Here is a 19383-nt window from a genome sequence, read left to right as displayed (position 1 = left end):
GAGAAAACGATGAGTTTTACGCATTTACATGTACATACCGAATACAGCCTTCTGGACGGATCGAACAAGATCAAAGAGTACGTTGCCAGAGTCAAGGAGCTTGGCATGAACAGCGCCGCGATCACCGATCACGGCGTCATGTTCGGCTGTATCGATTTTTATAAAGAAGCCCGCGCGCAGGGCATCAAGCCGATCCTCGGCTGTGAGGTTTACGTGGCGCCGGGTTCCCGTTTCGACCGCGAAACCAGCCGCGGAGAGGACCGGTACTACCATCTGGTTCTGCTGGCGGAAAATAATACGGGCTATTCCAATCTGATGAAGATTGTTTCGGCGGGCTTTATCGATGGATTTTACTATAAGCCGCGTGTCGACATGGAGATTCTGGAAAAGTATCACGAGGGCATTATCGCGCTTTCCGCCTGCCTTGCAGGTGAGGTGGCGCGTGCGATGGTGCGGAACCAGTACGAGATGGGAAAAGAGGCCGCACTGCGGTATGAGAAGATTTTCGGAAAAGGCAATTTCTTCCTGGAACTGCAGGATCACGGCATCTCGGAGCAGCGGATGGTCAATCAGCAGCTGATGCGCCTCTCGGCAGAAACCGGCATCGAGCTGGTGGCGACGAATGATATTCACTACACGTACGCAGAAGATGCGGATTCCCATGATATTCTTCTGTGCCTGCAGACCGGAAAGAAGATCACGGATGAGGACCGCATGCGCTACGAGGGCGGACAGTATTTCGTGAAATCCGAGGCGGAGATGGCATCGCTCTTCCCGTATGCACCGCAGGCAATCGAAAATACACAGAAAATTGCAGACCGGTGTAATGTGGAGATCGAATTTGGTGTCACAAAACTTCCGAAATTCGATGTGCCGGAAGGATACACTTCCTGGGAATACTTAAATAAGCTCTGCTACGACGGCCTCGAGGAACGGTATCACCCGGCGACGGATGAACTGAAAGCGCGGCTGAAATACGAGCTTGATACGATCAAAACGATGGGTTACGTCGATTACTTCCTGATCGTGTGGGATTTCATCAAATTTGCGCGCGACCACGACATCATGGTCGGACCGGGACGAGGATCGGCGGCCGGAAGTATTGTCTCCTACACCCTTGGCATCACACAGCTGGACCCGATGCGGTACCAGCTCCTGTTCGAGCGTTTCCTGAACCCGGAACGAGTTACCATGCCTGATATCGACGTGGATTTCTGTTTCGAACGCCGCCCGGAGGTCATCGACTATGTAACGAGAAAATACGGCAAGGACCGCGTTGTACAGATCGTCACATTCGGTACACTGGCGGCGCGCGGTGTCATCCGCGATGTCGGCCGTGTGCTGGATATGCCGTATGCACAGGTCGATTCGATTGCGAAGATGATTCCGAATGAGCTGAATATCACGATCGACAAGGCACTGCAGATGAACCACGAGCTGCGGGAGCTGTACCAGGGCAATGAAGAGGTTGCACATCTGATCGACATGTCACGGAGACTTGAAGGTCTGCCGCGCCACACGTCGATGCATGCCGCCGGTGTTGTCATCGGCTCGCGTCCGCTGGTGGAATTTGTGCCGCTCTCGCGAGGAAGCGACGGAACGATCGTCACACAGTTCACGATGACGACGCTCGAGGAACTGGGACTTCTGAAAATGGACTTCTTAGGACTTCGGACCCTGACCGTCATTCAGAATGCGACAAAGCTCGCAGAGCGTTACAGCAATAAGAAAATTGATCTGCTTCACATCGATTACAACGATCCGAAAGTGCTCGGCATGATCGGCGCATCGAAAACGGTCGGTGTGTTCCAGCTCGAGAGTGCGGGAATGAAAAACTTCATGAAGGAGTTAAAACCGCAGAGCCTCGAGGATATCATCGCCGGAATTTCCCTGTACCGGCCGGGCCCGATGGATTTTATTCCGCAGTACATCAAAGGAAAAAACAACCCGGAATCCGTTACGTACGATACACCGCTCTTAAAACCGATTCTGGAGCCGACGTACGGCTGTATCGTCTACCAGGAACAGGTTATGCAGATCGTACAGGCACTGGCGGGCTATTCGCTTGGACGGGCCGATCTGGTGCGCCGTGCGATGTCGAAGAAAAAGGCATCCGTCATGGAAAAAGAGCGCCAGAATTTCGTTTATGGAAACGAGGCCGAGGGCGTGCCGGGCTGTATCAAAAACGGCATTGATGAGAAGACAGCGAACAAGATCTACGACGAGATGATCGACTTCGCGAAATACGCCTTCAACAAATCCCATGCGGCGGCGTACGCGTTCGTATCGTACCAGACGGCATGGCTGAAATACTATTACCCGGTTGAGTTCATGGCGGCTCTGATGACCTCCTGCATCGATAACCCGGGAAAAGTCGCAGAGTATATCTTGAGTTCCCGCCAGATGGGCATTTCCATTCTGCCGCCGGACATCAACCGAAGCGAAGGAAAATTCACGGTGGACGGCCAGGCGATCCGCTATGGCATGGCGGCGGTCAAAGGCATCGGAAAGCCGGTCATGGAGGCGATCGTGGAGGAGCGGAGTGCAAATGGACCGTTCCGCTCGTTAAAGGATTTCGCGGAGCGCCTGAGCGGAAAAGAAGTCAACAAGCGGACCGTCGAGAACTTTATCAAGGCGGGCGCATTCGACTGCTTCGGCGTGACGAGAAAGCAGCTCATGTTCGTCTACGCCAATGTGCTCGATGATGTGGCGCGCGAGAAAAAAGATTCGTTAAGCGGCCAGATGAGTCTGTTTGACTTCGTAGACGAGACGGCCAAACGGTCGTATGAAACGGTGTACCCGGATGTCGGAGAATACGAAAAGAGTGATCTTTTGGCGCTCGAAAAAGAGGTGCTCGGCATCTACGTCAGCGGTCATCCGCTCGAGGAGCAGGAGGAGTGCTGGCGGAAGAACATTTCCGCGGTAACGACAGACTTCCAGCCGGATGAGGAGACGGGTTTCCCATCCGTCACCGACGGCGCGAAAGAGATTGTCGGCGGCATTATCACGGATAAAAAAATCAAATATACAAAGAATAACAAGACAATGGCATTTCTCACACTCGAGGACCTCGTCGGCAGTATGGAAATCGTCGTATTCCCGCGCGATTACGAGAAAAACGCAGCGATGATGCAGACCGATGCGCGTGTCTTCATCCAGGGCCGTGTTTCCGCGGAGGATGATAAGCCGAGCAAGCTGATCTGCGAGAAAATTTTCCCGTTTGCAGGCATCCCGAAAGAGCTCTGGATCCAGTTCCCGGACAAGGAAACGTACGAGAGAGAAGTGGCGGATCTGTACCAGATGCTGCATGAATCCGACGGCAAGGACAGCGTGATTCTCTACATCAAATCGATCAAAGCGATGAAAAAACTGCCGCCGAGCCGCAATGTGCAGGCAGATGCCCGTCTGGTGGCGTCACTTCAGGCAAAATTCGGTACCGGAAACGTGAAAGTTGTAGAAAAGAGTATTGAAAAAAGGGCCTGAATGCTTTAAAATAAAACTGTGTGTGATTAATAAATAAAACTACTCGTTTATTAATGTGTGTGATGAGATGGAGGAATTCATATGGCAACGACTAACAAGGTAAAGACAATCGGAGTGCTTACCAGCGGCGGTGACGCACCTGGTATGAACGCTGCAATTCGTGCAGCAGTAAGAAGAGGATTGCAGAAGGGTGTTCAGATGAAAGGTATCCTCAAAGGATACGACGGACTGATGAACGAAGAGATCATTGATATGACCGCCCGTGATGTATCCGATACCATCGAGCGCGGAGGTACCATCCTTTATACAGCCCGCTGCGCAGAGATGCGTACACCGGAAGGCCAGAAACGTGCCGCAGATGTCTGCAGAAAACACGGCATCGACGGACTGGTTGTTATCGGCGGAGACGGTTCCTTTGCAGGAGCTCAGAAGCTGGCAGCACTTGGAATTAATACAGTAGGTGTACCGGGAACCATCGATCTGGATATCGCCTGCACAGAATATACCATCGGTTTTGATACCGCGGTAAATACAGCAATGGAAGCCATTGACAAAGTAAGAGATACTTCCACTTCCCATGAGAGATGCTCGATCATCGAGGTTATGGGACGTAATGCCGGATACATCGCTCTGTGGTGCGGTATCGCAAACGGCGCAGAGGATATTCTTCTTCCGGAGAAATACGATTACGATGAGCAGAAGATCATCAACAACATCATCGAGAACCGTAGAAAAGGCAAAAAACATCATATCATCGTAAATGCTGAGGGCATCGGCCATTCCACCAGCATGGCGCGCAGAATCGAAGCTGCAACCGGAATCGAGACCCGTGCAACGATCCTTGGACATATGCAGCGTGGAGGAAGCCCGACATGTAAAGACCGTGTATATGCGTCCATCATGGGTGCTTACGCAGTTGACCTTCTTCTGGAAGGCAAAACAGACCGCGTTGTTGCATACAAGAACGGTGAGTATGTAGATTACGATATCGATGAGGCACTGTCCATGACAAAGACTCTGCCGGAATATCAGTGGGAGATCGCAAGAGCTCTTTCTTATAACTATACGAAATAAAAAAGTATCACGAAACAGACTGTTTTTAGCAAGCAGTCTGTTTCATTGGTATAATAGCGGGAATAAAAATGTTTCCGCGGACGGAATAGAGAGACAAAATAAAAAAACAGGAGGAACTTAACAATGGTTACCTGGAACAATCTTGATAAACTGGCTTCTTTTGAGGAGCTGAAAAAAGTGGAGCGTGTCAATCTTGCCGAGGTGATGTCCGGCGAAAACGGAGCAGAGCGCGTAAAATCTTACAGCGTTCCGATGGCAGAAGGACTTGCGTATAACTACGCAGCAAAACAGGTGAATGAGGATGTCCTTGCCGCACTCGTAAAACTGGCAGAAGAGGCACAGCTTTCTGAAAAATTTGAGGAGCTTTACAACGGTGCTGTCATCAACACCGGAGAGAACCGTCTCGTGCTTCATCAGCTGACCCGCGGCCAGCTCGGAAACACCGTTACGGCAGACGGCGTAGACAAACGTGCTTTCTACGTAGAGCAGCAGAACCGCATTGCAGAGTTTGCGAACAAAGTACATGCAGGTGAGATCACCAACGCAGCAGGTGAAAAATTCACCACCGTTGTGCAGATCGGTATCGGCGGAAGCGACCTTGGCCCGCGTGCGATGTATCTGGCTCTGGAAAACTGGGCAAAGAAAAACGGCTGCTTCAAAATGGAAGCAAAATTCATCAGCAACGTTGACCCGGATGACGCAGCAGCTGTTCTGAATTCGATCGACGTAGCACATTCCATCTTCGTTCTGGTATCCAAATCCGGAACCACACTGGAGACTCTGACCAACGAGTCCTTCGTAAAAGACGCTCTGAAAAATGCAGGCCTGGATGCATCCAAGCACATGATCGCGGTTACCAGCGAGACTTCTCCACTGGCAAAGAGCGAAGACTATCTGGCAGCATTCTTCATGGATGACTACATCGGAGGCCGTTATTCTTCCACATCCGCAGTCGGCGGCGCTGTTCTGTCTCTGGCTTTCGGACCGGAAGTATTCGCAGCATTCCTTGAGGGCGCTGCAGCAGAAGATAAACTTTCTGCAAACAAGGATGTATTACAGAACCCGGAGATGCTCGATGCGCTGATCGGTGTTTATGAGAGAAACGTTCTTGGCTATCCAAGCACTGCAGTTCTTCCATACTCCCAGGCGCTGAACCGTTTCCCGGCTCATTTACAGCAGGTAGATATGGAGTCCAACGGTAAATCGGTCAACCGCTTCGGCGAGCCGGTCAATTACCCGACCGGTCCGGTTCTCTTCGGCGAGCCAGGTACCAACGGACAGCATTCCTTCTATCAGCTGCTGCATCAGGGAACTGATATCGTTCCGCTGCAGTTTGTAGGCTTCCGCAATAACCAGATGGAGACCGATGTCGACATCCAGGGCAGCACCAGCCAGCAGAAACTCTGCGCAAACGTAGCAGCTCAGATCGTTGCATTTGCCTGCGGTAAAGCAGATGAGAATAAAAACAAAAACTTCGAAGGCGGCCGTCCGTCCAGCATCATCATCGGAGATCAGGTAAATCCGAAGACGCTGGGAGCACTGCTTGCACACTTCGAGAATAAGATCATGTTCCAGGGATTCCTGTGGAACGTAAACAGCTTCGACCAAGAGGGTGTACAGCTTGGTAAAGTCCTTGCAAAACGCGTTCTGGCTCACGAGACAGACGGAGCACTGAAGGTATTCAGTGATCTGCTCAATATCTAAAAGCGTTATTTTCTGATCAGAAAAGGCGTCCTGTGAAAAAAATCTCCCGGAAAAACTCCGGGAGATTTCAGACTATAGACAAAGCCCTGCTTAGGGGCGGTGACGTAAGAAAACATTTATGTGAGAGAATCGGCGTAGTTTAGGCTACGCCGGTTTTCTTTTCTTTTTGGGCTGCTTGGGATTGCTCCCTTGCGTCCTCAAAATCAAATGCACCAATGAAGTTATAGACGATCTCGATTTCTCTGACCTTGATGCGCGGCTCATTCTCGTCCGGCGTATAAACCTCGGAGATATAAATTTTCTCCACAAACTCCCGGAGAACAGAGGCGTCAAGCTGCTGCATATCAGTGTACTTCCTGATCGCTGCAATAAACTGTCTGACATTGACTTTCTGCTTTTCCTGTTCCTTGACTTCTTGCCGAAGATATTCGACAAGGTTTGTAAGGTTAGTCTGTTCCAATTCATAGTCACGGGACAGTATATCAGCATGGCGGCTCCCTCTGTGGGCCGCAGATCCTGCGCTGGGCAAAGAGAAGCGGCGGCCTTGATTTCTCAAAGCCGCCGCTGGTTTTATGGGCGTGTCAAAAGGGCTGTTGTACGACGGCTTTTTTTCTTTGCCGTCGCCCGGCAGTTGAAACAATACTGTTTATTTGATTTCCAATGAAATGGTTAGTGTATCATTTTCAATTTTAGCGAACACATTGCCGCCGAGCTTGTCAGTTAATAGTTTTACCACAGCAAGCCCCACTCCTGTACCGCTATTATGCCTTGATTTGTCCCCGGTATAAAATCTTTCAAATAGTCGGTTTGGGTCTATTTCCACCTTACTATCAATGGGATTTTCAATGATAAAAATAGCACTCTTTTCTTTGCCTTGCTTCAAGTCAATTTTAATCGAGCCAGAGGAATATCGAATAGCATTTATAATAAGATTTTGAAAAATACGTTCTACCATACCATAGTCCGAATGGAGATAAACGGAATGATCTGGCAGACCAATTACAGGAGATATGCCTTTTGCTTCCAATGCTGGGGCGTTCTCTGTGATAAGATTTATCAGCAAATTTGTTAAGTTGAAATCTTCACGCACAGGAGTTACTTCTTTTGCGTCTATTACAGAAACATCGTAAAAGGTTTGTATCAGCGCTTTCATTCTTTCTGCTTTATTATAAATGGTTTCTATACGCTGTGTTTGACCTGCTGATAAATTCTCCTTTTTTAATAATTGTAAATGGCCAAGTATTACCGTCAGAGGGGTACGCAAGTCATGTGAAATATTAGCAATGGACTCTTTCAAATACATTTCGTGCCGTAATGTGCTTGCAATGGACTGTCTTTGCTTTTCATTATACTGGTTTAATACTGCGGCCAGTTGTTCTATATCTTTATCAACAAGAGAGATGTCCAGCATCTTTTCCGATTTTCCAGTTGTAAGATCGGTCATTTGTTTCGATAGGTTACGGATTTGTCTTTTGATTTGCACATATTTGAAAAGCACTACTATCAAGACTGCGATAACTAAAATTAACAACAGCTTTATTCCAGACACCTCCCTCCTTGTTATTTGAGTTCACATTTGCGAAAGCTAATCCATGAAAAGGTTATCAAAGCAACTATCCAAACAACGCCAACTAAAATGGCCCATGGCAAAAAATAGGTCACAGAAAAAACCGCTTCCCGTATCTGATAGGTTGCCAAAAATGCAACAGGAAGATCAAACATCATTCCATACCCAAGATAAAGGCTAAGAACAAAAGTGACTAAAGCGGTAACAGCTATTGCTCTTGCAGAGCTTCTTAACCAAAAAACAATCCAGATTGCAATAAGAAAAGTCGCACTGTTCAAAAGCAGAGAATATAAAATCGCCTTACTGACCTGATAACAAAGGTTGCCTGCTTCGGTAATACCAAAGCGGACACTTTCTCTTATACAACCAGCCACAGGATAAACAAGAGCCATGATATTAAATGTAATTAAGTATGAGATTACTTTAGCAAAGAAAATGGTTTTTCTCGAATGTCCTGCATTGACCTCAAGATCAATCATCCGACTGGAAAATTCCTGTCCTAAAATCAGAGCTAAAATACTGGATATAATAATCAGGAGAAAGGTTGAATCGTAAACCATTCCATTAAAAATATCTGCGAGGGATGTAGCAGCCCCACCCATAGGCCCCATAGCTTCCGGGACATAAGTATCTGCGGTAAAAAAACCAATCAAAAATATCCCTATTAAACCGCACCAATAAAAGATATTATGTGATAATTGATATTTTTCCATTTTCAGTAAGTTGTTCATTCCCACACCTCCTTGTTATTTCAAATCCGAGCGTCGGAACCACAGATAAGTACCTAAGCATAATGCCAGTACCCATAAAAAATCTGAAAACATGAATTGCCCGCCGGATATGTTGGATTGTTGCAATGCCATAAGCCGAAGCTGGCCCATAGGCAATATTTGTGAGATAAGCTGCACTTGATCTCCATTCATCAAAAAGACCATTAAGAAAAAGAGTACCATCGGCACAGCCATACTCTTTCCTATATCACGGAAAATGAAGGCAAAGAAAAAAGGTAATAGGCACATTGCAAATTGCGAAGCAATCACCATTACAACTATGCCGATGCTTGCCAATGCTCCTTTAGTGACAAACGTACCAATTATGCTATGTAACAACAGTGGAAAAGACAGGATAACCATGCAGGCGATTTGATGAACTACCAGCTTCGCAAATAGTATCTTTCCGCGTCGATGTCCGGCATTGATATATGATTGTAATGTTCTTCTGCCAAAATCATTTCCAACAAACAGGGCAGAAAAGATGATTGTGAGGAAATATAGGATTGGCATATTGTATATCGAAGCAAAGAAAAGGTTGGATGTTTCCCCAACGCTATCCAGTAACAACACACTACTTAAAAGGAGATTAAACAATCCTATCCCCCAAAAATACCAGCTATGGAACAGCTTATAAAATTCAGCTTTTAGGAGATTTGACATTTCCTGTCCCTCCTATTTTGCTTAAAAAGTAATCTTCTAATGTATCACCGGCCACAGAAAGACCTGTAACGAGAATATGTGCATCTGACAAAGCAGCAGCCACTTTTTCCATATCATCGAGATAATCATATAGGCGAATTATGCCATCTGGCATCAGCTTAAAACTATCTGTGTGTAGCGTTTCTTCCAAAACGATCAGAGCTTTTTGTGGATCAGTTGCCTTTATTGCGATATGCCGTTTGCAACGATCATTTAGTTCTCGATCTGATATTTCTTCGATAATTTTGCCTTTGTCTATTAAAATAAACTCTGATGCTGTCTGATACAGTTCCTCTAAGATATGGCTGGATACCAATATCGTCATTCCGTATTCCTTATTCAAGGACTTTAGCAAATTACGAATTTCCACAATTCCAGCAGGATCAAGCCCATTGATCGGTTCATCCAAAATAAGAAATTCTGGTGTATTTAATAGTGCGATTGCAATACCCAATCGCTGTCGCATCCCCAGCGAAAAATTACGGACAGCTTTTTTCCCGGTATCTTTCAGACCTACCATGTCTAAAGTTTTTTGGATAACTGCTTTGTCAGGGATACCACGTTGGATACGCTGTATCTCCATATTTTGATAAGCGGTCATTGTCGGAAAAAGCGCAGGTGTTTCGATCATGCAACCGATCCGCTTTCTCTGTTCCTGCAATTCCTTTTCGACGGTTTTCCCCCACAACGATAAGGTGCCGCTTGTCGGAAACGCTAATCCTGTAACCAATCTCAAAAAGGTGGTCTTTCCTGCTCCATTTTGGCCTATGAAGCCATAAATTTTCCCTTTTTCAATTTTCAAATCAATATGATCTAAGGCAACTGTGTGCCGGTATTCTTTTGTTAAGTCATGTGCTTCCAAAATAACAGAACTCATGTTGTCATCCTCCTTTACATTTTAGTGTAAGGGGAAATCATAAAGAATTTCTTAATTTCTATTTGGAAACCATAAAAAAAGCATAAAGCCAAGAGCTTACCCCTCGGCTTTATGCAAACGGTATCCAATGCCCCACACAGTATCTATAAACTCTTTATCCGGGCAAATGGCTTTCATCTTGTTTCGCAAGTTGCTAATATGGACATTCAAGGTGTTGTCCTCGCTGATATACTCTGTATTCCAAACACTTTGAAACAAATTCGCCTTTGAGAAGATCTTGTCCGGGTATTTCATAAGCAATTCCAGTATAGCAAATTCTTTCGCAGTTAAAGGTAACTCCGCCCCTTGTAGCATAGCTCTGTTGCCGTCTAAATCTAAAACCAAATCATTGCACTTCAAAGATGGCGGCGTGCTGTTTTGAAATTGAATCCGGCGTAAGTTGCTTTCAATTCTGGCGAGAACTTCTTCCATATCGAAAGGTTTTGTAATGTAATCATCCGCACCAAGCCGCAACAAATCAATCTTGTTCTGTGTTGTTTCCTTTGCTGAAATTACTATGACAGGAACCGTTGAGAATTTACGAATATCCGCAAGTATAGTATCACCACTCCGATAAGGCAGCATTATATCAAGCAGAATAAGATCAATCTGATGTTCTTGTATGCAGTCTAACACATGAAGCCCATCATACTGACAAAGCACCTCATATCCATTTCCCTGTAAAAAATCAGCCAGCAATTTGCTGATCTCTAAATCATCCTCAACAATCAAAATTTTCATGTTGTTCTATGTTCACCTGCCTTATGTCAGCATTGTACTACACTTTTTATCTCTAATAGATTTAATTATATTTCCTTTCAGGAGAGAATACAAGGCATAAAATATGAATTATTAGATGTTAGAAGAACACATTTCTATTGCTGGGTACACTGGAAATATGAAACCAAAAGCCAGCAAAAGCCCCTCCTGTCTACGCATTTAGGGGGCAAAAAGCCCACGGAAATCAAGGCTTTTCGGCGGTGGTCGATGGGGTGGCAGAATGATTTATCAAATACCCGTCGGAACGGGCTTTGAAATGCGTAGGAAAATCTTTCCGGCGCTGGTTTTCCCGCCGGTTCTGTGGTATGCTGGAATAAGACAAAAAACGACAGGAGTTGACACGATGGCCGAACAGGAAATGTTACTGGACACAGCTACCATCAGGGCCGCCGTCGCCGGTGAGCTATGGGCTAAACAAAAAGTGATCGAACACTACACCCCCATGATCGACGAGTTGGCCGTTGACGAAGATATGAAGCAGCACCTTATTCTGAAACTGTTGGAAGAACTGCCTAACTTCCCAATGGGGCAGGCATAAGAAAAAAGAGCGCCGGACGCAGAGGCTTTGACACCTCCGCGCCCGGCGTTTTGGATAATTGCCGATTATGTCATAGCAAACTCGATGTGAGAGCTGTCCAGCTTCATAAACTTGGATTTCACCAGCTCTGCCGGGTAATCGTCCCCGGCAATACGGATGGTCTTGCGGACGCTGCACACGGTTTCCACCAGCAAGTCCACGATCTCGTCCAGCGTTTCCCGGTCAATGCCCTTGGCGTGCTGGCAAAGGTGTTCGTACTCGATGTTGTCCATGATGATCTCACGATAAATCTCTATGGCGCTCTGTGATTTCGCTCCCGTTCCTTTCCGTTCCGGCGGCTGTGCCGCTTCGTCCTCCGAGGGGAAGGGTCGGGAAAGGATAGGAATGGAATCGGTAATTGATACATCCGTAGTTGTTTTTTCTTTACTTGATATATCTTTATTTAATTGCATTGGATTTTCCAATGTCGGGTTTCCCGGTGTCGGATTATCCGATGTTGGATTTTCCAACACCGAGTTTTCCAATCCCGGTGCCGCCTCGTCCGGCTGCTCTGGCCGGGGCTGGGGCTGTTCAAAGGCCCGGTCGCTGCCGGAAGTGAAGTACATAGGCCGTCGCCTCCTTTCTGCGTTTGGGCAAAAAGAAAAGCCGCAGACTTTTTCAAAATCTGCGGCTTAGCCGGGGAACAGAAAAGGGCGCTGTCATGCTTGACAACACCCTGTTTCTGTCTGATTATTCAGTTGTTTTGACCTGCCCCGTTTTCCGCTGCCCTAAAAAACATTGATTTTACTGGTTTTTTTCATGTTTTCTTATGGCAACGCTCTTTTTTGCAGGGTTTTTTCATTTTCAGATTATCCCAGCTTCGCCGGGAGAGACGAGGAAACCGTGGTCTGGTGCTTTTGACGGAATTGCCGCGGGGTGATCTGGTACCGCTTTTTAAAGGTGCGGATCAGATGACTGCAGTCCGCAAAGCCGGTCTCGGCTGCAATATAGTTCAGGTCATAGTCGGTAAAAAGAAGCAGGTTTTCAACCTTGTTCAGGCGGATAAACTCGATATACTGCTTACAGCTCTGCCCGTAATGCTTCAGAAAAAGTTTGGCAAAATAGGAGTAGCTCATGTTGTATTTATGTGCCAGTGCCTCGATATTGATGTTTTCCTGGGAATGGCGGTCGAGATAGACGAGGATATCCTGCATACTCTGTTCCTCACTCTCGGAAATCGATTCGGGATTGAAACAGATTCCCTGGCAGTGCCAGATACGCAGAAGCCGGAGAAACAGTGTGGAAAAGAGAGAATAGATATAGGCATCATAACCGTATTTCTTTTCAAGAGCCTCCCTCTCAAGGGTTACAAAAAAATCATGGAGATTCAGCTCTGAGAGATCTTCCTGCGTAAACAAAAGCGAAGGATAGGTCATCGTGGCGATTTTATGGAAAGCAAAGCTCAGGTTCGGAAGGTAGCTTCCGGTGAGCTGGATGCGGTTCAGGTTGAATTTGATACAGAAATAGCGGAATGGCCGATCCTGGTCTGCGGCAAGTGCGTGGACCGTCTGTGGAGGAAACAGGATGAAAGAGCCCGGTTTTATGTGGTAGACGGAATCGTTGCAGCTCACGAGAAGAGAACCTTCCTGCAGATAAAGAACCTCCGTAAAATAGTGCCAGTGGGATTTGACCGGCATGGAAAAACTGTCGGAGCAGCAGGAAAAGGCTTCAATCGGCGAGTGCAGGATGTCACTGTATTCAAAAAGATTCTTCAACGGAAAAGTCCCCCTTCAGGTAAAAAATATTCAGTATTTTTCTGGGAATATCAGTTTCGGAAAAATAGAAACATTCTATTTTTGTACAGTCGCATTATATCATATCCAAATGAAAATTGATACAATGGCGAAAGCATTTGAAAGAAAATTAATGCTGAATTTGGTAACTCAATTTCCTAAGATAAGGGGGGATATGAAAACATGAAAAGCAACACGAAACAATTCCCGAAAAACAAAATTGCGTGGCTGTGGGAAAACATGGAGGGAAAACGGGCGCTGTACTTTGTCGGTATTCTCGGAACCGTTTTGTACAATATTCTGCAGCTTACGATTCCCTATTTTTCGGGAAAAATTGTGGATCTGTTTTTAACGGGGGAGAACGCGGCGACAAATCTTCAGGTACACCGTGACCTGCTTTACCGCTTGCTGTTTGCGATGGTCGGCTTTACGTTCCTGCGTGTTATCGTTGTTTATGGCAGCTGTATGATCTATGAGACGGTGTCGCAGAGTGTTCTGTACCGGGTGCGGAATTATCTGTACGACAAGCTTCAGCGTCAGGATATGACGTTTTACAGTACCTATCGGACAGGAGATCTGATGACACGGCAGACAGGAGACCTGGATGCGGTGCGTCACATGGTTGCATGGGTTGTACGAATGGTGGTTGAGTCATTTTCTCTGTTTGCTGCAGCGGCCGTTTTCTTCCTGTATACGAACTGGAAGCTGGCACTGTGCGTTCTTGTGATTTCACCGTTTGTATTCTGGATTATCTATCTGTTCCGGAACCGCGTTGCCCCGATGCATGCGGCGCTGCGTGAAAAACTGGCACAGATGAATACATGCGCACAGGAGAATATTTCCGGAAACCGCGTTGTCAAAGCGTTTGCAAGAGAAGATTACGAAATCGAGAAATTCGACCGTGCCAATACCGACTATGCGGAGACGAATAAGGCAACCGGAATGGTATGGCTGAAATTTTTCCCGATTGTCGAGAGTATTGCGAACCTGATGCCGGTTGTCCTGCTCGCAGTCGGCGGTGTTTTTATGATCAGAGGACAGCTTACTATGGGAGACTATGTGGCATTTTCAGGCCTCATCTGGGCAATCGCCAATCCGATGCGTCAGATGGGAAATATCATGAACGAATTTCAGCGGTTCTCAGCAGCGTCGAAAAAGGTCATGGAGCTGTATTACTCCGAACCGAAAATCAGGGACGAAGAAAATGCCGTTTCCCATCCGGAGCGGTTTGAAGGCAAAATCGAGTTTGATAACGTTTCCTTCCAATACGAGGATGGTGATTTGCCGGTTCTGCACAATATTTCCTTCACGGCCCATCCGAACGAGACGGTTGCGATCATGGGCGAGACCGGCTGCGGCAAGACATCGCTGATCAATCTGATCCCGCGGTTTTATGAGCCGACAGAAGGACAGATCCGGATTGACGGAATTCCTGTAGAACAGCTGAAGCTGTATGATCTCCGAAAACAGATCGGACTTGCCACGCAGGATGTTCTGCTGTATTCTGACACGATCGAGGGAAACATTGCCTACGGCGATGATTCGATCAAGATGAACGAGGTTGTCAAGTTTGCAAGGTATTCCGCTGCGGCAGATTTCATTTCAAAGATGCCGGAGGGCTACGATACCCTGGTCGGAGAGCGCGGTGTTGGTCTTTCCGGAGGCCAGAAGCAGAGAATTTCTCTGGCAAGAGCACTGGCGATCCGTCCATCGGTTCTGATTCTTGACGATACAACATCGGCGGTTGATATGGAAACAGAGAAACAGATTCAGCAGTCCTTACGGGAGCTTGATTTTCCATGTACCAAGATTGTGATTGCACAGCGAATTTCGACAACGAAAACAGCGGACAAGATTATTGTTCTGCAAAATGGCTATATTGAAGAAATGGGAACACATGAGGAACTGATGGAGAAGAAGGGTTACTATTATGAACTGGTGAAGCTGCAGACCGGTGTGGATGAACTGTAGGAGGGGAAGCAATGGCAAAAAATACATACAAGCAGGATGAAGTGCTCGAAGAGCCGTTTGACATCAAGCATCTGCTCAGAGCTTCATCCTATATCAAAAAATATGCAAAACGGATGGTTTTTGCGATCCTTTTGAGTGGCATCGGCGGTGCGTCCGGCTATGTGGCGCCGATGATTATCCAGCGGGCGCTGGACCTTGCAATTCCGGAGAAAAACGAGAGGCTTTTATTTTCTCTTGTGGGAATGCTGGTCGGCATCTATCTGGTGAGCGTGATCTTCACAACAATCCGAAGCCGCATTATGGTGGATGTCAGTCAGAGTATCATCTATGATATCCGAAAAGATTTGTTTGCACATCTGCAGGAGCTGCCGTTCCAGTATTACGATGACCGCCCGCACGGCAAGATCCTGATTCGGGTTGTCAACTACGTCAACTCGGTATCGGATATGCTGTCAAATGGTCTGATCAACATCGTTCTGGAGAGCTTCAACCTTCTGTTTATCGTGATTTTCATGTTTCTGGTTGATGTGCAGATGGCATTTGTCGTGCTCTGCGGCGTGCCGGTGCTGTGCGTTTTCATGGTCTGGATCAAGAATAAACAGAGACGTGCATGGCAGGCAGTTTCGAACAAGAACTCAAACCTGAATGCCTATCTGCAGGAGAATATTGTCGGAGCCCGCATTACGCAGATCTTTGCACGAGAGGATGAGAATGCGGAGATTTTCAAAGATCTTTCCAAGGATTGCCGCAGAACATGGAATACAGCAGTTCGCTATTCCAACCTGGTATGGCCGGGTATCGATTCAATTTCCGTCTGCGTGCGTGCTGCCATTTTTCTGTCCGGTCTGATCCTTTTCGGGCAGGGAAATAAGTCGGTTGGTACGATTGTAGCGATTTCGAGCTATGCATCGTATTTCTGGCAGCCGATCATGAACCTTGGAAACATCTTCAATAACTTTATCAACAACATTGCGTATCTGGAACGTATCTTTGAGACGATGGATGAGCCGGTGACGGTAAAGGATGCAAAAGATGCCGTTGAAATGCCAAAAATCCGCGGTGAGGTGACCTTCGATCACGTAAATTTCTCGTACGATGCGTCAAAACAGATCTTAAACGATGTTTCGTTTACGGTAAAACCGGGTGAGAGTGTGGCGCTTGTCGGACCGACCGGAGCCGGAAAGAGTACGATTGTCAATCTGATTTCACGGTTTTACAATGTCAATGGCGGTCGCGTCCTGATCGATGGACAGGATATCTCGCAGGTGACCATTCATTCCCTGCGTGAGCAGATGGGTATTATGATGCAGGACAGCTTTATTTTCTCGGGAGATATTGAGGATAATATCCGTTACGGAAAGCTTGACGCAACGCATGAGGAGATTGTGAAGGCGAGCAGAACTGTCTGTGCGGACGAGTTTATCAGCAAAATGCCGGATCGCTATCAGACGGAGGTAAGGGAGCGTGGTTCCATGCTGAGCCAGGGACAAAAGCAGCTCATTTCGTTTGCGCGTACCCTGCTTTCCGATCCGGCCATTCTGATTCTCGATGAGGCGACCTCAAGCATTGACGTACAGACCGAAAAAGCACTGCAGACGGGACTCAATGCCATGCTGAAGGGCAGAACCTCATTTATCATTGCGCATCGTCTGTCTACGATCCGCAACTGCGATAAGATTATGTATATCGATAACGGCGGTATTATGGAGAGCGGAACACATGATGAGCTGATGGCAAAGAAAGGCTATTATTATAAACTGTATACAGCACAGCTTGATGAAGTACAGAAAGCGGGCTGATCAAAAAAAGATCATAAAAAAGATTATAAAAAAGGCTTCTGCCAGCGGATAAAAATCCGTGGCAGAAGCCTTTTGCCGTTTCTTGTTCGTGTCGCTTTTTGCGCGTGTCGCCGAAGCGACCCGCCGCAGGCGGAAAATTCGGCAAAGCAGGAGTTCTTCTTATTTTCCGGAGAAGTATTTCTCTTTGATGATCTCAACCGGCATATCCTCGCCAGTCCACAGTTTGAAGGAAGCAGCTCCCTGGTATAACAGCATGTACATACCGTTTCCGGTCTTGCATCCAGCCTCTTTTGCCTCACGCAGCAGGCGGGTTTCCTGCGGATTGTAGATCACATCGAAAACGAAGAGGTCTTTGTGGAACATCGTTGTGTCGGTGATGATGGTGTTCTCGGTTTTTGGAGCCATTCCGACGGAAGTTCCGTTGACAAGAATGGCGCTGTCTGCGATGGATGCGCGAAGGACTTCCGGATCGGAGAAGTCGTGCAGGGTAACCTTGCAGGAAGTACGCTCATTGAGTTTTGCAACGATTTCCTCGGCTCTTCCGAAGAAATTGTCTCTGACGTTGAATACATTGATCTCAGCTACGCCGTCGAGGGCTGCCTGTACCAGGATTGCAGTAGCAGCGCCGCCGGCACCGAGCAGAGTCATCTTTTTGCCGATGATGTCTACGCCGTTTTCTGCAACTGCTCTCATGAAGCCGACACCGTCGGTGGTGTAAGCGGTGAGAACGCCGTTGTCGTTGACGATGGTATTACATGCGCCGGAGATCTCCGAAGCAGGAGAAACCTTGTCTGCCAATTTGCACATGATATTTTTGCCAGGCATGGTGATGTTCCAGCCTCTTGCACCCATGGTGCGGAGTCCTTCGACTGCCTGCGGCATTTTGTCTTCCGGTACATCAAAGGCAAGGTAGCTATAATCAAGGCCGAGCTGGTCGCATGCTTCGTTGTGCATTTCCGGAGAAACACTGTGTGCAACCGGGCTTCCGAGTAAACATAATAATCCGGTGTGTCCTGTGATGTGTTTTGACATAGTTTGAAATCCTCTCTCTCCTCGTATTTCCGCATGATGATAAATCGTGCTGTAGCACTTTAAACTGCTACTATATGAAGTGAATTATACTCCAGATGCCGAAAGAAAGCAAGAAAAAAAGAGGAAATGACGCAAAGTTCATTTCCTCTTTTCGTGTTGGTTTTTGATTAAGGTTTAAGATGGAAAAGATTCGCCCGGAAATCAGATTCCAAGTTTCTCTTTCATGTAGTCAACCGGAGTATCTTTTCCGGTGTACAGCTTGATTGCGATGAGTGCCTGGAACAGCATCATGCCCATGCCGTTGAATACTTTCTCACATCCTGCTTCTTTTGCCTGTTTCATCATAACGGTTTCGCGCGGAGCGTAAACGGTATCCGTTACGATGAGATCTTTTTTAAAGAAGGAAGGATCAGGAATGTTGGAAAGGTCTTCGAGTGGATGCATTCCTACGCCGGTAGCATCGCAGAACAGATCAGCTGCGTGCATTTTTTCTTTCAGGAGGTCTTTGTCTGCCAGATCGTTCATGGTAGCCTTGCAGTTGGTGTTCTTATTGATCAGATCAACAATTTCCTCTCCACGGCTGTAGAATTTGTCTTTGATGTTGAAGATTTCAATTTCTGCAACTCCATCCAGAGCACCGCGCACTGCAATTGCAGTAGCAGCACCGCCGGTTCCGATCAGGACCATCTTCATTCCCTTGAAATCGATGCCCTCTTCGGTCAGTGCCTGCCAGTATCCCATACCATCGGTGTTGTAGCCTTTCAGTTTTCCGGTTACCTGACCGTTTTCGTCGCGGAGGTTGACTACGGTATTGATAGCGCCGCATAACTTAGCTGCTTCATCTACTTCGTCCAGATATTTGTGGACAACAGTTTTGTTTGGCATGGAAATATTGGAACCGAGCATTTTCAGCGCGCGGATACTCTGCACAGCATCTTTTAAAGAATCGTTATCAACTTCGAAAGCAAGCTGAATGACGTCATCTCCGTTTTTGTCGTATGCAAGGTTGTGGGTTGTCGGAGACTGGGTGTGACGGATCGGGTAAGCCATTAATCCAACTAATTCGGTATGTCCTGTAATATTTGGCATGATATTTTCCTCTTTTCTTTTTTCATGCTGCGCTGTTGTCATTGATGTTGGAGTCAAAAGGTTTTTTGACCTTTTGACCCTGGTATCTTGTCAGTTTGAAAAAGAAACAGCGTAGCAGATGATATACAGTTTTTGTCGGGCTGCTTAAAGTAGTGGAATCGTTATCGTTCCCTTATGCAGTGAAAC

The 19383-nt window shown here is 46.9% G+C and carries 15 protein-coding genes and 1 pseudogene; 6 read left to right on the top strand and 10 right to left on the bottom strand.

Annotation, left to right across the window (positions count from 1 at the left end; all coding sequences use genetic code 11):
* Positions 1 to 9: 9 nt before the first annotated feature.
* The 3 genes from DW769_RS06240 to DW769_RS06230 all read left to right on the top strand — a co-directional run bounded on the left by DW769_RS06240 (position 10) and on the right by DW769_RS06230 (position 6261).
* Entirely contained in the window at positions 10 to 3483 is a 3474-nt protein-coding gene (locus tag DW769_RS06240; RefSeq protein ID WP_118750131.1) for a DNA polymerase III subunit alpha, read from the top strand.
* Between the two features lie 81 nt (positions 3484 to 3564).
* Complete coding sequence (pfkA, locus tag DW769_RS06235) at positions 3565 to 4557, top strand: 6-phosphofructokinase (protein WP_022462041.1); 993 nt, start codon at positions 3565 to 3567, stop codon at positions 4555 to 4557.
* A 123-nt stretch (positions 4558 to 4680) separates the two neighbouring features.
* Complete coding sequence (locus tag DW769_RS06230; protein ID WP_118750130.1) at positions 4681 to 6261, top strand: glucose-6-phosphate isomerase; 1581 nt, start codon at positions 4681 to 4683, stop codon at positions 6259 to 6261.
* A 139-nt stretch (positions 6262 to 6400) separates the two neighbouring features.
* Here DW769_RS06230 and DW769_RS06225 read toward each other — a convergent pair whose 3' ends face one another.
* The 6 genes from DW769_RS06225 to DW769_RS06200 all read right to left on the bottom strand — a co-directional run bounded on the left by DW769_RS06225 (position 6401) and on the right by DW769_RS06200 (position 10957).
* Entirely contained in the window at positions 6401 to 6901 is a 501-nt protein-coding gene (locus DW769_RS06225; protein ID WP_118719906.1) for a DUF4368 domain-containing protein, read from the bottom strand.
* A gap of 6 nt (positions 6902 to 6907) precedes the next feature.
* Complete coding sequence (locus DW769_RS06220; protein WP_055267777.1) at positions 6908 to 7810, bottom strand: sensor histidine kinase; 903 nt, start codon at positions 7808 to 7810, stop codon at positions 6908 to 6910.
* An 11-nt stretch (positions 7811 to 7821) separates the two neighbouring features.
* The gene (locus DW769_RS06215) at positions 7822 to 8559 is read right to left on the bottom strand and encodes an ABC transporter permease (RefSeq protein ID WP_118719904.1); all 738 of its coding nucleotides are present in this window, start codon (positions 8557 to 8559) and stop codon (positions 7822 to 7824) included.
* A 15-nt stretch (positions 8560 to 8574) separates the two neighbouring features.
* Positions 8575 to 9261: an ABC transporter permease gene (locus tag DW769_RS06210; protein ID WP_117510060.1), complete on the bottom strand. Its 687-nt coding sequence runs from the start codon at positions 9259 to 9261 to the stop codon at positions 8575 to 8577.
* Positions 9239 to 10177, bottom strand: a complete 939-nt coding sequence (locus DW769_RS06205; protein ID WP_055267784.1) for an ABC transporter ATP-binding protein — start codon at positions 10175 to 10177, stop codon at positions 9239 to 9241. Before DW769_RS06205 ends, DW769_RS06210 begins: the two co-directional genes overlap by 23 nt.
* A gap of 96 nt (positions 10178 to 10273) precedes the next feature.
* Positions 10274 to 10957: a response regulator transcription factor gene (locus DW769_RS06200; protein WP_118719902.1), complete on the bottom strand. Its 684-nt coding sequence runs from the start codon at positions 10955 to 10957 to the stop codon at positions 10274 to 10276.
* 259 nt (positions 10958 to 11216) lie between these two features.
* Between DW769_RS06200 and DW769_RS17405 the strand changes: the two genes are divergently transcribed.
* Complete coding sequence (locus tag DW769_RS17405) at positions 11217 to 11534, top strand: helix-turn-helix domain-containing protein (protein WP_242998350.1); 318 nt, start codon at positions 11217 to 11219, stop codon at positions 11532 to 11534.
* 71 nt (positions 11535 to 11605) lie between these two features.
* On the opposite strand, the pseudogene DW769_RS06190 reads toward DW769_RS17405, so the two are convergent.
* Both DW769_RS06190 and DW769_RS06185 read right to left on the bottom strand, forming a co-directional pair.
* A pseudogene (locus DW769_RS06190) lies at positions 11606 to 12109 on the bottom strand (DUF6017 domain-containing protein); the annotation flags it as partial.
* Positions 12110 to 12382: 273 nt separating this feature from the next.
* A complete protein-coding gene (locus tag DW769_RS06185) occupies positions 12383 to 13288 on the bottom strand; it encodes an AraC family transcriptional regulator (protein WP_055267788.1) in 906 nt (301 codons plus the stop codon).
* A 201-nt stretch (positions 13289 to 13489) separates the two neighbouring features.
* On the opposite strand from DW769_RS06185, the gene DW769_RS06175 reads away from it, so the two are divergent.
* Positions 13490 to 15277 carry an ABC transporter ATP-binding protein gene (locus DW769_RS06175; RefSeq protein WP_055267790.1) on the top strand — a complete coding sequence of 596 codons (1788 nt, stop codon included), beginning with the start codon at positions 13490 to 13492 and terminating at the stop codon, positions 15275 to 15277.
* An 11-nt stretch (positions 15278 to 15288) separates the two neighbouring features.
* Entirely contained in the window at positions 15289 to 17076 is a 1788-nt protein-coding gene (locus DW769_RS06170; RefSeq protein ID WP_118750129.1) for an ABC transporter ATP-binding protein, read from the top strand.
* A 159-nt stretch (positions 17077 to 17235) separates the two neighbouring features.
* Here the strand turns inward: DW769_RS06170 and aroE are convergent, their stop codons facing one another.
* Together aroE and DW769_RS06160 are read right to left on the bottom strand one after the other, a co-directional pair.
* Positions 17236 to 18108, bottom strand: coding sequence for a shikimate dehydrogenase (aroE, locus tag DW769_RS06165; RefSeq protein WP_055218962.1), 873 nt, complete (start codon positions 18106 to 18108; stop codon positions 17236 to 17238).
* Positions 18109 to 18309: 201 nt separating this feature from the next.
* Entirely contained in the window at positions 18310 to 19200 is an 891-nt protein-coding gene (locus DW769_RS06160) for a quinate/shikimate dehydrogenase (RefSeq protein ID WP_334291836.1), read from the bottom strand.
* Positions 19201 to 19383 lie beyond the last annotated feature (183 nt).

It is taken from the genome of Blautia sp. AM29-29, assembly GCF_003480555.1.
Lineage (GTDB): Bacteria > Bacillota > Clostridia > Lachnospirales > Lachnospiraceae > Fusicatenibacter > Fusicatenibacter saccharivorans.
The sequence above is the reverse complement of the archived record's forward strand: the minus strand, read 5'-3'. Positions and strand labels throughout refer to the sequence as shown.